Source organism: uncultured Streptococcus sp., assembly GCF_915066115.1.
Taxonomy (GTDB): Bacteria; Bacillota; Bacilli; order Lactobacillales; family Streptococcaceae; genus Streptococcus.
The window spans coordinates 1-14,597 of sequence record NZ_CAJZDT010000002.1 but is presented as its reverse complement, the minus strand read 5'-3'; the positions used below and the strand labels follow the sequence as shown (position 1 = coordinate 14,597).

12 protein-coding genes and 1 pseudogene are annotated in these 14,597 nt (G+C 42.6%); 12 read left to right on the top strand and 1 reads right to left on the bottom strand.

Annotated elements, in window-relative coordinates; genetic code table 11:
• Positions 1 to 30 precede the first annotated feature (30 nt).
• From QZ565_RS00265 to QZ565_RS00215, 11 genes are all read left to right on the top strand, one after another.
• A complete protein-coding gene (locus QZ565_RS00265; protein WP_295524120.1) occupies positions 31 to 735 on the top strand; it encodes an MIP/aquaporin family protein in 705 nt (234 codons plus the stop codon).
• 225 nt (positions 736 to 960) lie between these two features.
• Complete coding sequence (locus QZ565_RS00260) at positions 961 to 1,092, top strand: teichoic acid D-Ala incorporation-associated protein DltX (protein ID WP_044790973.1); 132 nt, start codon at positions 961 to 963, stop codon at positions 1,090 to 1,092.
• Positions 1,093 to 1,111: 19 nt separating this feature from the next.
• Positions 1,112 to 2,662, top strand: a complete 1,551-nt coding sequence (dltA, locus tag QZ565_RS00255; protein WP_295524117.1) for a D-alanine--poly(phosphoribitol) ligase subunit DltA — start codon at positions 1,112 to 1,114, stop codon at positions 2,660 to 2,662.
• Positions 2,659 to 3,903: a D-alanyl-lipoteichoic acid biosynthesis protein DltB gene (gene dltB, locus QZ565_RS00250; protein ID WP_295524115.1), complete on the top strand. Its 1,245-nt coding sequence runs from the start codon at positions 2,659 to 2,661 to the stop codon at positions 3,901 to 3,903. Before dltA ends, dltB begins: the two co-directional genes overlap by 4 nt.
• A 13-nt stretch (positions 3,904 to 3,916) precedes the next feature.
• Complete coding sequence (gene dltC / locus QZ565_RS00245) at positions 3,917 to 4,156, top strand: D-alanine--poly(phosphoribitol) ligase subunit DltC (RefSeq protein WP_000351967.1); 240 nt, start codon at positions 3,917 to 3,919, stop codon at positions 4,154 to 4,156.
• Entirely contained in the window at positions 4,149 to 5,417 is a 1,269-nt protein-coding gene (gene dltD, locus QZ565_RS00240) for a D-alanyl-lipoteichoic acid biosynthesis protein DltD (RefSeq protein ID WP_295524113.1), read from the top strand. The genes dltC and dltD overlap by 8 nt, the downstream gene beginning before the upstream one ends.
• 149 nt (positions 5,418 to 5,566) lie before the next feature.
• On the top strand, positions 5,567 to 6,007 hold the full coding sequence (adcR, locus tag QZ565_RS00235) for a zinc-dependent transcriptional regulator AdcR (RefSeq protein WP_001249314.1): 441 nt from the start codon (positions 5,567 to 5,569) through the stop codon (positions 6,005 to 6,007).
• On the top strand, positions 6,007 to 6,711 hold the full coding sequence (locus QZ565_RS00230) for a metal ABC transporter ATP-binding protein (protein ID WP_001269496.1): 705 nt from the start codon (positions 6,007 to 6,009) through the stop codon (positions 6,709 to 6,711). Before adcR ends, QZ565_RS00230 begins: the two co-directional genes overlap by 1 nt.
• A complete protein-coding gene (locus tag QZ565_RS00225; protein WP_000950030.1) occupies positions 6,704 to 7,510 on the top strand; it encodes a metal ABC transporter permease in 807 nt (268 codons plus the stop codon). The genes QZ565_RS00230 and QZ565_RS00225 overlap by 8 nt, the downstream gene beginning before the upstream one ends.
• A gap of 9 nt (positions 7,511 to 7,519) precedes the next feature.
• Positions 7,520 to 9,025: a zinc ABC transporter substrate-binding lipoprotein AdcA gene (gene adcA / locus QZ565_RS00220; protein ID WP_295524108.1), complete on the top strand. Its 1,506-nt coding sequence runs from the start codon at positions 7,520 to 7,522 to the stop codon at positions 9,023 to 9,025.
• Between the two features lie 776 nt (positions 9,026 to 9,801).
• Positions 9,802 to 10,686, top strand: coding sequence for an SPFH domain-containing protein (locus tag QZ565_RS00215; protein WP_004235732.1), 885 nt, complete (start codon positions 9,802 to 9,804; stop codon positions 10,684 to 10,686).
• Positions 10,687 to 10,960: 274 nt separating this feature from the next.
• On the opposite strand, the pseudogene QZ565_RS00210 reads toward QZ565_RS00215, so the two are convergent.
• Positions 10,961 to 13,049 (bottom strand): annotated as a pseudogene (locus QZ565_RS00210) (GH92 family glycosyl hydrolase).
• Between the two features lie 170 nt (positions 13,050 to 13,219).
• Between QZ565_RS00210 and QZ565_RS00205 the strand changes: the two are divergent.
• A complete protein-coding gene (locus QZ565_RS00205; protein ID WP_295524106.1) occupies positions 13,220 to 14,500 on the top strand; it encodes a glycoside hydrolase family 125 protein in 1,281 nt (426 codons plus the stop codon).
• Positions 14,501 to 14,597: the final 97 nt, after the last annotated feature.

Genomic DNA, 14,597 nt, shown 5'->3' with positions numbered 1-14,597 from the left:
CCGCCCCTTATTTTTAATGGAGACAGAAAGATGATGAATGAATTATTTGGAGAATTTCTAGGGACTTTAATCCTAATTCTTCTAGGAAATGGTGTTGTAGCAGGTGTGGTTCTTCCTAAAACCAAGAGCAACAATGCAGGTTGGATTGTGATTACGATGGGTTGGGGGATTGCAGTTGCGGTTGCAGCATTTGTATCTGGCAAACTTAGTCCAGCTCATTTAAACCCAGCTGTGACCATTGGTGTAGCTTTAAAAGGTGACTTGCCTTGGGCTTCCGTTTTGCCTTATATCCTAGCCCAGTTCGCAGGGGCTATGCTGGGTCAGATTTTGGTTTGGTTGCAATTCAAACCGCATTATGAGGCAGAAGAAAATGCAGGCAATATCCTAGCAACCTTCAGTACTGGACCGGCCATCAAAGATACTGTATCAAACTTGATTAGTGAAATCCTTGGAACCTTTGTTTTGGTGTTGACAATCTTTGCCTTGGGACTTTATGACCTTCAAGCAGGAATCGGAACCTTCGCAGTGGGGACTTTGATTGTCGGTATCGGTCTATCATTAGGTGGGACAACAGGTTCTGCCTTGAATCCAGCTCGTGACCTTGGACCTCGTATCATGCACAGTATCCTTCCAATTTCAAACAAGGGAGACGGAGACTGGTCTTATGCCTGGATTCCTGTTGTGGGACCTATCCTCGGTGCAGCCTTGGCCGTGCTTGTATTCTCACTTTTCTAATCTAGAAAACAATTATGTTGATAGAGCTTGAGATGAAAATTTCAGGTTCTTTTCTTTTAAAATATGCATAAAAACCGCATAATTCTTAAAATAAGCTGAAATCTAGTGAGAATGTGCGGTAAACAATTGAAAAATCACCCTATAAAGTGGTACAATGGTAGAAAAATACTATAGTAAGAGTCTATCTTATTTAGCAAAAATTACAGAAATGAATGGTTTTTCTTGATGAAACAGAGAAAAGAATTGTACCTTTTTCTTGGTCGAACAGCCTTGTATTTTTTTATCTTTCTAGGGCTGCTTTACTTCTTTAGCTATCTTGGTCAGGGTCAAGGAAGCTTTATCTATAATGAATTTTAATCTGAAGGAGAATTCTATTGTGTCAAATAAACCAATAGTAGATATGATTGAAACCATTGAGCATTTTACTCAGACACAGCCTAGCTATCCTGTCTACAATGTTTTGGGGCAGGAACACACTTATGGAGATTTAAAGGCTGATTCGGATAGTTTGGCTGCAGCCATTGACCAACTAGGCTTGCCTGAGAAGTCTCCTGTGGTTGTTTTTGGAGGCCAAGAATATGAAATGTTGGCAACTTTTGTAGCCTTGACTAAGTCAGGACATGCCTACATTCCAATTGATAGCCATTCGGCCTTGGAGCGAGTTTCGGCTATTTTAGAAGTAGCTGAGCCAAGCTTGATTATTGCCGTTTCAGACTTCCCATTAGAGCAGGTTTCTACACCGATGTTGAATCTAGCTCAGGTTCATGAAACCTTTGCTCAAGGGAATAGCTATGAGATCACGCATCCAGTCAAGGGAGATGATAATTACTACATTATCTTCACTTCTGGTACGACTGGTAAGCCAAAGGGAGTGCAGATTTCCCATGATAATCTCCTCAGCTTTACCAACTGGATGATTACGGATAAGGAATTTGCGACGCCAAGTCGTCCGCAAATGCTGGCTCAGCCACCTTATTCTTTTGACCTGTCTGTCATGTACTGGGCTCCGACCTTGGCACTTGGTGGTACACTTTTCGCTCTTCCTTCGGCTATTACTCAGGACTTTAAGCAACTCTTTGCGACCATCTTTTCATTGCCAATCGCTATCTGGACATCAACCCCTTCTTTTGCGGATATGGCCATGTTGTCAGAAGACTTTAATAGTGAGAAAATGCCTGGAATCACGCATTTCTACTTTGATGGCGAAGAATTGACGGTTAAAACGGCTCAAAAACTGCGTGAGCGTTTCCCACATGCCCGTATTATCAATGCCTACGGCCCAACAGAAGCGACAGTAGCCCTATCAGCTGTTGCCGTGACAGACGAGATGTTGGCGACTCTCAAACGCTTACCAATCGGCTATACCAAGGCGGATTCTCCAACCTTTATCATTGATGAGAATGGCAATAAATTGCCAAATGGTCAACAGGGAGAAATCATTGTATCAGGACCAGCTGTTTCAAAAGGTTATATGAACAATCCTGAAAAAACAGCGGAAGCCTTCTTTGAGTTTGAAGGTCTACCAGCCTATCACACAGGCGATGTTGGAACCATGACAGATGAAGGCTTGCTTCTCTACGGTGGACGCATGGACTTCCAGATTAAGTTCAACGGTTACCGCATTGAGTTAGAAGATGTCTCTCAAAACCTTAATAAGTCTCGCTATATCGAGTCGGCTGTCGCAGTTCCACGTTATAACAAGGACCACAAGGTACAAAATCTGCTAGCCTATGTCATCTTAAAAGATGGTGTGCGCGAGCAGTTTGAACGTGATATCGATATTACCAAGGCTATCAAGGAAGACCTGGCAGACATCATGATGTCCTATATGATGCCATCTAAATTCCTTTATCGAGACAGTTTGCCACTGACTCCAAATGGAAAGATTGACATCAAAGGATTGATTAACGAGGTGAATAAGAGATGATGGAGTTCTTTCAACAGCTTCCTCATTTAGAGCCATATGGCAATCCTCAGTATTTTGTCTATGTGATTGCTGCCACCTTGCCTATCTTTATTGGTCTCTTTTTCAAGAAACGCTTTGCCTGGTATGAAGTATTGGTTAGTCTCTTCTTTATCGTTACCATGCTGGTAGGTGGGAAGACTAATCAATTGGCTGCCTTGGGTATTTATCTGTGCTGGGAAATATTGCTCTTGCTTTTCTACAAGCACTATCGAAAAAGTAAGGATGGCAAGTGGGTCTTCTACCTAGTTAGTTTTCTGTCCCTCCTTCCGATTATCTTTGTCAAGGTGCAACCAGCTATCAATGGAACGCAGTCTTTGCTTGGCTTTTTGGGAATTTCTTACCTGACCTTTCGTTCGGTTGGGATTATCATCGAGCTGAGAGATGGAGTGATTAAGGATTTCTCCCTCTGGGAATTCCTCCGTTTCCTTCTCTTCATGCCGACCTTTTCAAGTGGCCCAATCGATCGCTTTAAGCGATTTAATGAAAATTATCAGACCATTCCTGAGCGAGCTGAGTTGATGGATATGCTGGATGAATCTGTTCGCTATATCATGTGGGGCTTTTTGTACAAGTTTATCCTAGCTCATGTTTTAGGAGAGACCTTACTCCCTCCTCTGAAGAATCTAGCCCTGCAGTCAGGTGGCTTCTTTAACCTCTATGCCTTGGCAGTTATGTATACCTTTGGTTTGGAGCTTTTCTTTGATTTTGCAGGTTACTCTATGTTTGCCTTGGCTATCTCAAACTTAATGGGAATCCGTAGTCCCATCAACTTTAACAAGCCTTTTTTATCAAGGGATTTAAAGGAATTTTGGAATCGTTGGCACATGAGTCTTTCTTTCTGGTTCCGTGACTTTGTCTTTATGCGAATGGTGATGGTATTGACCAGAAAGAAGGTCTTTAAGAATCGCAATGTAACTTCAAGTGTGGCCTACATTGTAAATATGCTGATTATGGGATTTTGGCACGGTGTGACCTGGTACTATATCGCCTATGGACTCTTTCATGGGATTGGGCTGGTCATCAATGACGCTTGGGTTCGTAAGAAAAAAACACTCAATAAGGAACGGAAAAAAGCAGGGAAGCCTGCTCTACCTGAGAATCGCTGGATTCAGTTGCTTGGCATGGTTATCACCTTCCATGTCGTCATGCTGTCATTCTTAATCTTTTCTGGATTTTTGAATGATTTATGGTTTAAAAAATAAAAGGAAATAAAATATGGATATCAAATCAGAAGTTATCGAAATTATTGATGAGTTGTTTATGGAAGATGTTTCTGACATGATGGATGAAGATCTTTTTGATGCAGGTGTCTTGGATAGTATGGGAACGGTTGAGTTGATTGTGGAGATTGAGAACCGTTTTGACATTCGTGTCCCTGTAACAGAGTTTGGTCGCGACGACTGGAATACAGCTAATAAAATCATAGCTGGTATTGTGGAGCTACAAAATGCTTAAACGCTTATGGATGATCTTCGGACCTGTCTTGATAGCTGGTTTGTTGGTTTTTCTGCTCATCTTCTTTTATCCTACTGAGATGCATCATAATCTAGGAGCTGAAAAGCGTTCAGCGGTGGCTACTACTATCGATAGTTTTAAGGAGCGAAGTCAAAAAGTCAGAGCACTATCTGATCCAAATATGCGTTTTGTGCCCTTCTTTGGCTCTAGTGAATGGCTTCGTTTTGACGGTGCTCATCCTGCGGTATTAGCTGAGAAATACAATCGCTCCTACCGTCCTTATCTTTTAGGACAGAGGGGAGCTGCATCGCTTAACCAGTATTTTGGAATGCAACAGATGTTGCCACAGCTAGAGAATAAACAAGTTGTGTATGTTATCTCACCTCAGTGGTTCAGTAAAAATGGCTATGAACCAGCTGCCTTCCAGCAGTATTTTAATGGAGACCAGTTGACTAGTTTTCTGGAAAATCAATCTGGAGATCAGGCTAGCCAATATGCAGCGACTCGCTTACTGCAGCAGTTCCCAAACGTAGCTATGAAGGATCTGGTTCAGAAGTTGGCAAGTAAAGAAGAATTGTCGACGGCAGACAATGAAATGATTGAATTATTGGCTCGGTTTAATGAACGCCAAGCTTCCTTTTTTGGTCAGTTTTCAGTTAGAGGCTATGTCAATTATGATAAGCATGTAGTTAAGTATTTAAAGACCTTGCCAGACCAGTTTTCTTATCAAGCTATAGAAGATATTGTTAAAGCAGATGCTGAAAAGAATACTTCCAATAATGATCTGGGAATGGAGAATTATTTCTATAATACGCAGATTAAGAAGGATTTGAAGAAATTAAAGGATTCTCAGAAAAGCTTTACCTATCTTAAGTCGCCAGAATATAATGACCTGCAGCTGGTCTTAACCCAGTTTTCTAAATCTAAGGTAAACCCGATTTTTATCATTCCGCCTGTTAATAAAAAATGGATGGACTATGCTGGTCTACGAGAGGATATGTACCAACAAACGGTGCAGAAGATTCGCTACCAGTTAGAAAGTCAAGGGTTTACCAATATAGCAGATTTTTCTAAGGACGGCGGGGAGCCTTTCTTTATGAAGGATACCATCCATCTTGGTTGGTTGGGTTGGTTGGCTTTTGACAAGGCAGTTGATCCTTTCCTATCCAATCCCACACCAGCTCCGACTTACCATCTGAATGAGCGCTTTTTCAGCAAAGATTGGGCGACTTATGATGGAGATGTCAAGGAATTTCAATAGATAATATAGAAGAGTTCAAGAATGAAGCCTATTTTCACGTTTTTTCTTGACTCTTTTTTTGCTTGTGATATAATTAACTGGTAAATAAAATTTAAAAGAATAGTATTTTTCTCTTAAAAAAGAGAAGTCCAAAAGGAAAGGAGTCAGATATGAGACAGCTAGCGAAGGATATCGATGGCTTTTTGAATGAGGTGATTTTGCAGGCGGAAAACCAACATGAAATTCTAATAGGTCATTGCACTAGCGAGGTGGCCCTGACCAATACCCAGGAGCATATCCTCATGCTCTTGTCGGAGGAATCTTTAACAAATTCAGAATTGGCCCGTCGTCTCAATGTCAGTCAGGCGGCGGTTACCAAGGCCATTAAGTCTTTGGTCAAGGAAGGGATGTTAGAAACATCTAAAGATCCTAAGGATGCGCGTGTGATTTTTTATCAGTTGACTGATTTGGCTCGTCCAATCGCTGAGGAGCACCATCATCACCATGAGCATACACTTTTAACCTATGAACAAGTGGCGACTCAGTTTACTCCAAATGAACAAAAAGTGATTCAGCGGTTTTTGACTGCTTTAGTAGGAGAAATCAAATAATGAGATATATTACGGTAGAGGATTTATCCTTCTATTATGATAAGGAGCCTGTTCTTGAACATATCAATTATAGTGTTGATAGTGGGGAATTTGTTACCTTGACAGGGGAGAATGGGGCAGCTAAGACGACACTGATTAAGGCCAGTCTTGGAATTCTCCAACCACGCATTGGTAAGGTAACCATTTCAAAGACAAATACGCAGGGTAAGAAATTGAGAATAGCCTACCTTCCTCAACAGATTGCCAGTTTTAATGCAGGTTTTCCAAGTACGGTTTATGAATTTGTCAAGTCGGGTCGCTATCCGCGAAAAGGTTGGTTCCGTCGCTTGAATGCTCATGATGAGGAGCATATCAAGGCTAGTCTGGACTCAGTTGGGATGTGGGAACACCGAGACAAACGCTTGGGTTCTCTATCTGGGGGACAAAAGCAGCGAGCGGTGATCGCGCGTATGTTTGCTTCAGACCCAGATGTATTTATCCTAGATGAGCCAACAACGGGGATGGATGCAGGAAGTAAAAATGAATTTTACGAACTCATGCACCACAGCGCCCATCATCATGGCAAGGCTGTTTTAATGATTACCCATGACCCTGAAGAAGTTAAGGACTATGCGGACCGCAATATTCATCTAGTTCGTAACCAAGACTCGCCATGGCGTTGTTTCAACGTTCATGAGAATGATCAGGAGGTGGGCCATGCTTAGTTTGTTATCTTATGACTTTATGCAACGTGCCTTTCTGGCTGTTATTGCCATGAGTCTTTTCTCGCCAGTTCTTGGAACCTTCCTTATCTTGCGCCGTCAGAGTTTGATGAGTGATACCCTCAGCCACGTCTCGCTTTCAGGTGTAGCCTTTGGTCTGGTACTAGGGATTTCTCCGACTATTTCCACTATTGCCATTGTCTTGATTGCGGCAGTTTTCCTGGAGTATCTCCGTACGGTTTACAAGAGCTTTATGGAAATCGGGACAGCTATCCTCATGTCAACAGGTCTGGCTGTTTCTCTGATTGTCATGAGCAAGGGTAAAAGCTCTAGCTCAATGAGTTTGGACCAGTATCTTTTTGGTTCAATCGTGACTATTAGTGAAGAACAGGTCATTTCCCTCTTTGTCATTGCGGCGGTTGTCTTGATTTTGACTTTCCTCTTCCTTCGTCCAATGTATATCTTGACCTTTGATGAGGATACGGCCTTTGTGGATGGTCTGCCAGTTCGCACCATGTCTATTCTTTTTAACATGGTGACAGGGGTGGCTATTGCCCTTATGATTCCTGCAGCAGGAGCTCTTCTGGTGTCGACCATTATGGTCTTGCCAGCTAGTATTGCCCTGCGTCTGGGTAAAAACTTTAAATCGGTTATGCTGCTTGCCAGTGCTATTGGATTTTTGGGAATGGTAGCAGGACTTTACATTTCCTACTATGCAGAAACACCTGCAAGTGCAAGTATTACCATTATTTTTGTAACTGTCTTTTTACTTATTAGTTTAGTAAGACGTTTTATCAAATAGGAGACTAACGTGAAAAAAATTAGCTTATTGTTCGCCAGTCTATGTGCCTTGTTTTTAGTGGCTTGTTCTAATCAAAAGCAGGCAGATGGCAAACTAAATATTGTGACAACCTTTTACCCTGTCTATGAATTTACCAAGCAAGTCGCAGGAGATACTGCTAATGTAGAACTCCTCATCGGTGCTGGTACAGAACCCCATGAATATGAACCGTCTGCCAAGGCAGTTGCCAAAATCCAAGACGCAGATACCTTCGTTTATGAAAATGAAAACATGGAAACATGGGTCCCTAAATTGCTAGATACTTTGGATAAGAAAAAGGTCAAAACCATCAAGGCGACAGGCGATATGTTGCTTTTGCCAGGTGGTGAGGAAGAAGAGGGAGACCATGACCATGGAGAAGAAGGCCATCACCATGAGTACGATCCCCATGTTTGGTTATCACCAGTTCGTGCCGTTAAACTTGTAGAGCACATCCGTGATAGCTTGTCAGCAGATTATCCTGATAAAAAAGAGACCTTTGAAAAGAATGCTGCTGCCTATATCGAAAAATTGCAAGCCTTGGATAAGGCTTATGCAGAAGGCTTGTCTCAAGCTAAACAAAAGAGCTTTGTGACTCAGCACGCAGCCTTTAATTATCTTGCCTTGGACTATGGACTCAAACAAGTCGCAATATCAGGTCTCTCTCCAGATGCAGAGCCATCAGCTGCTCGTCTGGCAGAATTGACAGAGTACGTCAAGAAAAATAAAATCGCCTATATTTACTTTGAAGAAAATGCCTCACAAGCCCTTGCTAACACACTTTCAAAAGAGGCAGGTGTCAAAACTGATGTCCTCAATCCTTTAGAAAGTCTGACAGAAGAGGACACTAAGGCTGGAGAAAATTACATCTCTATCATGGAGAAAAACCTCAAGGCTTTGAAACAAACAACAGACCAAGAAGGCCCAGCAATTGAGCCTGAAAAGGCAGAGGATACCAAGACAGTTCAAAATGGTTACTTTGAGGATGCAGCTGTCAAGGACCGCACCTTGAGTGACTATGCAGGTAATTGGCAATCAGTTTATCCTTTCATTGAAGATGGTACTTTTGACCAAGTCTTTGACTACAAGGCTAAGTTGACTGGTAAGATGACTCAGGCTGAGTACAAGGCCTACTATACAAAAGGCTATCAGACAGATGTTACTAAGATTAATATCACTGATAACACTATGGAATTTGTTCAGGGTGGACAAAGCAAGAAATACACTTACAAGTATGTCGGTAAGGAAATCTTGACTTACAAGAAAGGCAATCGTGGTGTGCGCTTCCTCTTTGAAGCCACAGATGCAGACGCTGGACAATTCAAGTATGTTCAGTTTAGTGACCATAATATCGCCCCAGTTAAGGCAGAACATTTCCATATCTTCTTTGGAGGTACAAGCCAAGAAGCTCTCTTTGAAGAAATGGATAACTGGCCAACCTACTACCCAGATAATTTATCTGGCCAAGAAATCGCCCAAGAAATGTTGGCGCATTGATGAGAAACCGACTAGTTCATAGGAGCTAGTCGGTTTTTTGATACTAGATGGCTAACTTCATGATAGATCTTTCAGATACATAAGGCGCTTTAAAAAAATAAATAAAACTCTTGAAATATCGGGGCTTGTATGTTAGAATGATTTTAACGGACAAGGTTCATTAGAACACCAAAGCCCCTAACTATGCCAGTAGTTAAGGGCTTTTTTGACGTATCTTAGAGATTTAACGGGTGTTGATAGGCTAGTCACTCGGTCTACTTCTTACCATCTAGCCATTTGCAGACGAAATACAAGATAATTCCTGCTATGACGTCCGCTATAATAGTAAGAACGAGCTCTGGGGCAAGGTTCATTAGTTTCACCTCCTCTCACGAACCGTAAGGAACGTAATCGGTAACCGATGACAAAAATAGTATACCACATTAAATTTGGATCATCAACCTCACTTAATGCTTGAATTATTGGAGTGCGGTTCACTTCAATGATGTTTTTTGTGAGTCTTTTAAAGGGATTAACCGTTACTTGTTTCGTTTCTTTGTCCACGACTTGTAAAGTTTAGATAGTATGTTGATAATCAACGGAGTTAGAAAGAACTAGCATGGTAGACCTAATTCTTTACCAGTTGGTTTAGCAAGAAATCAGACGACAATGTGACAATTCACCTCTAATTATTGACATTTCAGGAAAAATCGCAGTAAAAACTGCACAGCCTTCTTTAAATGTGCTATAATACAGGAAAAATAATGATGGAGGTCACGATAATGGCAACATTTTTGATGATTTTTGTGGTGGTTTGTGTGCTTCTATTGGTGATAGTCACACTGAGTACAGTTTATGTGGTTCGTCAGCAGTCGGTGGCGATTATTGAACGCTTTGGGAAATACCAAAAGGTTGCCAATAGCGGTATTCATATTCGCTTGCCTTTTGGGATTGACTCGATTGCAGCGCGGATTCAGTTGCGCTTGTTGCAAAGTGATATTGTGGTTGAGACTAAGACCAAGGACAATGTGTTCGTGATGATGAATGTGGCGACCCAGTACCGTGTTAATGAGCAGAGCGTGACAGATGCTTACTATAAACTTATGCGTCCAGAATCTCAGATTAAATCTTATATCGAAGACGCTCTTCGCTCTTCTGTTCCCAAATTAACTTTGGATGAATTGTTTGAGAAAAAAGATGAGATTGCTCTTGAGGTTCAGCACCAAGTAGCGGAAGAAATGACCACTTACGGCTACATTATTGTGAAAACCTTGATTACCAAGGTCGAACCAGATGCAGAAGTCAAGCAATCCATGAATGAAATCAATGCGGCGCAACGTAAGCGGGTTGCAGCGCAAGAATTGGCGGAAGCTGACAAGATTAAAATTGTCACTGCAGCTGAAGCCGAAGCAGAAAAAGACCGCCTCCATGGTGTGGGGATTGCCCAACAACGTAAGGCGATTGTGGATGGATTGGCAGAGTCTATAACCGAACTCAAGGAAGCCAATGTTGGCATGACAGAAGAGCAAATCATGTCCATCCTCTTGACCAACCAATATTTGGATACCTTGAATACCTTTGCTTCTAAAGGAAATCAAACTATCTTTTTACCAAATACACCAAATGGTGTGGATGATATCCGTACACAAATCTTGTCAGCCCTCCGTGCTGAGAAAAAATAATAGACTAAAGAGCCTGGAGTCAGGCTCTTTTTTAGTGATCGTGAGAGATAAGTCTTAGCTTAAGCAAGACGATTCACAAAAGTTACTAACAGGTTGTGGATAAGTGTGGATAACTTCTGATTGTTTTAGAGATAATTCTTATTGGTATGAGCAATCTAGTAACTTTTTAGGATTATAAAGTAGTTTTAATTCCTGTAAATAAAGAGTTAAGCACAGTTTGGGATAGTTATTCACAACTTGTGGATAACCTTGGGGATTGCAGATTTTTTATTATTTAGCGATGACTTGGCAACCAGCTAAGTATAAAGGTTAGTTGCTCAGCTTTCAAGAGGTCTTGATGTTGAATGCTAGATACTTGCACCTTATCCAGTCGGCATTCTTTTACAAAGTTAAAATGGCTGTGGTTTTGCTCAGCATAAATATCTAGCCATTTATCTTCTTTGGCAAGATAGACTCGGAGATGGTCAAAGAGAGGAATTCCGAGGTCATAGTTTGGTTTGCCTGGACAGGTCGGATAAAATCCGAGAGCCGACCAAATGTACCAGGCTGAGAGACTGCCATTGTCTTCATCGCCAGGATAGGCTTCCCAACTTGGGTGAAAGGCCTTCTGACGGAGAGTCTTGATGAGAAGGGCAGTGTAGTCAGGGTAGTTGCTGTAACGGAATAGATAAGGAATGTGGAAACTCGGCTGGTTGGAAATGGCTATTTGTCCAAAAGGAGCAGTAGCCATTTCGCTCATTTCGTGAATCTCGTAACCATAGCCGGTTGTCTCAAAGAGGGGGGCCTCCTGACAGACTTTCAAAAGATAGTTGCTAAAGGCTTCTTTTCCACCCATAAGTTGGATTAAGTCTGGGATGTCGTGGAGGACGCCTAAAGTTGCTTGGATGGCAGAGCATTCGGCATAATCACGTCCCCAACTATAAGGAGAGAAGTCAGGGCGGAAGTTGCCTTGGCTGTCTCGCGCTCGCATGTATCCTGTCTTAGCGTCAAATAGATGGCGGTAATTTTGTGAAGCAGCCATGTAGGTATCAGCGATTTCTGTTTTCCCTAGTTTTTTGGCACAGCTGGCGATACAAAAGTCGCTATAGGCATAGTCTAGGGTATGGCTGACGCTTTCGTGGTGGTCTGTAGAGAGGTAGCCTAGTTCTTGGTATTGGGCTAGTCCGTGGCGGCCATTGATGCCGAGAGGGTCGGTCTTGCTGGCTGTTTCAAGCATGGCTTGGAGGAGTTCTTCTTCTAGGTCAGGGGCCATGTTCTTGCAGGCACTATCTGCGATAATACCGTCTAAAAGTGTACCTGGCATCATACCCCGTTCATCTGGAGCCAGCCATTTTGGAAGGAAACCAGTATCGCGGTAGTTATTGAGAAATCCTTCTAAGAAGCGGTGGTAGTGTTCAGGTATGATAAGGGCAAAGAGGGGAAATGTAGTTCGGAAGGTATCCCAGAAACCATTGTTACTGAAGAGAACACCAGGCTTGACAGTTCCAGTAGCCAGATCTTTATGGATGGCTTGCCCTGATTCATCAACCTCATAAAAAGTCTGAGGAAAGAGGAAGAGTCTGTAGAGACAGTGGTCAAAGAAGGTTCGGTTAGCTTCTCCTGTCTCTATAATGTCAAAACGATGGAGGAGATTTTCCCAATCCGCTTGGGCACTTGCTTTACAGTTATCAAAATCTACTTGAGGTAGATTGATTAGAGCTTGAGAAGGAGAGATGAAAGAAGTGGCTAGCTGAATCTCAGCATGGCTATCTGCCAGATCAATTCGCCAGTCTTCGCTTTCTTGGCTGACAGCAAGAATATCTGTATTCATTTGCAAGGTAGTGAAGAGTATCAGTTGATTTTTGTTGGTCTCAGTTTTTCCTTCTTGTCGCAGGGTAAGATTTCTCTTATCTACTCGCTCCACGGTCAGTTCATCTGCTGCGTGAAGATAGAGGGAGAGGGCTTTGCCTTGCTTTTGCTCCAAACGAATATAAGCGCCGTAGCAAGTAGGTGTGAGCTGGGTTTCAATCTGATAGCGCAGGGAGAAAATCTTCAGATAATGAGCTTGGAAAGAGGACTTATCCATATCGTAGGAAGACTGACGATGGAAGAGGCTGTCTCCGCCTAGCTGGCCTGTGACAGGTGTCAGAAGGAGCCAAGAGTAGTCCCCAATCCAAGGGCTGGGCTGGTGGGTTAAACGAATCCCCTGAAAGATAGGCAGATGTGGATCGAAAAAACCAAGATCCATCCTGGTCACTGGTCTGGGGCACAAAGTAATTCATCCCAAAAGGAACGCCTGTGTATGGCAGGGTATTTCCCCGAGAGAAGGCATGCTTGCTAGCAGTACCAAAGCGGGTATCGATGGTTTCAAGTAGTGGTTTCATAGTCTTTCCTTTAGCTGTTTTTCTACATTATATCAGAAAAAGATAGCCTTTAGAAAAGGAGTTTCAAAGATAACTATTTTGTAGAAAAATGACTATCATTTGTGTATGTATTTTCTGTCTCAAAAGCTATATACTGAAAATGAAACTTGTTTGAAAGAGGATACTGCACGATGATTTATTCAAAAGAAATTGTTAGAGAGTGGCTAGATGAAGTAGCAGAGCGGGCTAAGGACCATCCAGAGTGGGTGGATGTTTTCGAGCGTTGCTACACAGATACCTTGGACAATACGGTTGAAATTCTAGAAGATGGTTCAACTTTTGTCTTGACTGGGGATATTCCTGCCATGTGGCTTCGGGATTCGACAGCCCAACTCAGACCCTACCTGCATGTGGCTAAAAGGGATGCCCTCCTGCGTCAGACCATTGCAGGTTTGGTCAAACGTCAGATGACCTTGGTACTCAAGGATCCTTATGCCAATTCCTTCAACATTGAGGAAAACTGGAAGGGACACCACGAGACCGACCACACAGACCTGAATGGCTGGATTTGGGAACGCAAGTACGAGGTGGACTCGCTTTGCTATCCTTTGCAGTTGGCTTATCTCCTCTGGAAAGAGACTGGCGAGACTAGTCAGTTTGATGAGACTTTTGTCGCAGCGACTAAGGAAATCCTCCATCTCTGGACGGTAGAACAAGACCATAATAACTCTCCTTATCGTTTTGTCCGCGATACGGACCGCAAGGAAGATACCTTGGTAAATGATGGCTTTGGCCCTGATTTTGCAGTGACAGGCATGACCTGGTCAGCTTTTCGTCCGAGTGATGACTGCTGTCAGTATAGTTACTTGATTCCGTCCAATATGTTTGCTGTAGTAGTCTTGGGTTATGTGCAAGAGATCTTCGCAGCATCAAATCTAGCTGATAGCGAAAGTGTTATCACAGACGCTAAGCGTCTCAAAGCGGAGATCCAAGAAGGTATCGAAAACTACGCCTACACAACCAACAGCAAGGGCGAAAAGATTTATGCCTTTGAAGTGGATGGTCTAGGAAATGCCAGCATCATGGATGATCCAAACGTACCAAGTTTGTTGGCTGCACCTTATCTGGGCTACTGTTCGGTCGATGATGAAGTTTACCAAGCTACTCGTCGCACTATTCTGAGCCCTGAAAATCCATACTTCTACCAAGGAGAATACGCTAGCGGTCTCGGAAGTTCTCATACCTTCTATCGCTATATCTGGCCCATAGCCCTCTCTATCCAAGGTTTGACAACAAGTGATAAGGCAGAGAAGAAATTCTTGCTGGATCAGCTAGTTGTTTGTGATGGGGGGACAGGTGTCATGCATGAAAGCTTCCACGTGGACGACCCAACTCTCTACTCTCGCGAATGGTTCTCTTGGGCTAATATGATGTTCTGTGAGTTAGTCTTGGATTACCTAGATATTCGCTAGGGAACACGCTTTATACTCTTCGAAAATCTCTTCAAACTATGTCAGCTTTATCTACAACCTAAAAGCTGTGCTTTGAGCAGCCTGCGGCTAGCTTCCT

Coding starts and splice junctions, on each gene's coding strand:
- QZ565_RS00265 (WP_295524120.1), top strand. CDS start 31: ATGATGAATGAATTATTTGGAGAATTTCTAGGGACTTTAATCCTAATT.
- QZ565_RS00260 (WP_044790973.1), top strand. CDS start 961: ATGAAACAGAGAAAAGAATTGTACCTTTTTCTTGGTCGAACAGCCTTG.
- dltB (WP_295524115.1), top strand. CDS start 2,659: ATGATGGAGTTCTTTCAACAGCTTCCTCATTTAGAGCCATATGGCAAT.
- dltC (WP_000351967.1), top strand. CDS start 3,917: ATGGATATCAAATCAGAAGTTATCGAAATTATTGATGAGTTGTTTATG.
- dltD (WP_295524113.1), top strand. CDS start 4,149: ATGCTTAAACGCTTATGGATGATCTTCGGACCTGTCTTGATAGCTGGT.
- adcR (WP_001249314.1), top strand. CDS start 5,567: ATGAGACAGCTAGCGAAGGATATCGATGGCTTTTTGAATGAGGTGATT.
- QZ565_RS00230 (WP_001269496.1), top strand. CDS start 6,007: ATGAGATATATTACGGTAGAGGATTTATCCTTCTATTATGATAAGGAG.
- QZ565_RS00225 (WP_000950030.1), top strand. CDS start 6,704: ATGCTTAGTTTGTTATCTTATGACTTTATGCAACGTGCCTTTCTGGCT.
- QZ565_RS00215 (WP_004235732.1), top strand. CDS start 9,802: ATGATTTTTGTGGTGGTTTGTGTGCTTCTATTGGTGATAGTCACACTG.
- QZ565_RS00205 (WP_295524106.1), top strand. CDS start 13,220: ATGATTTATTCAAAAGAAATTGTTAGAGAGTGGCTAGATGAAGTAGCA.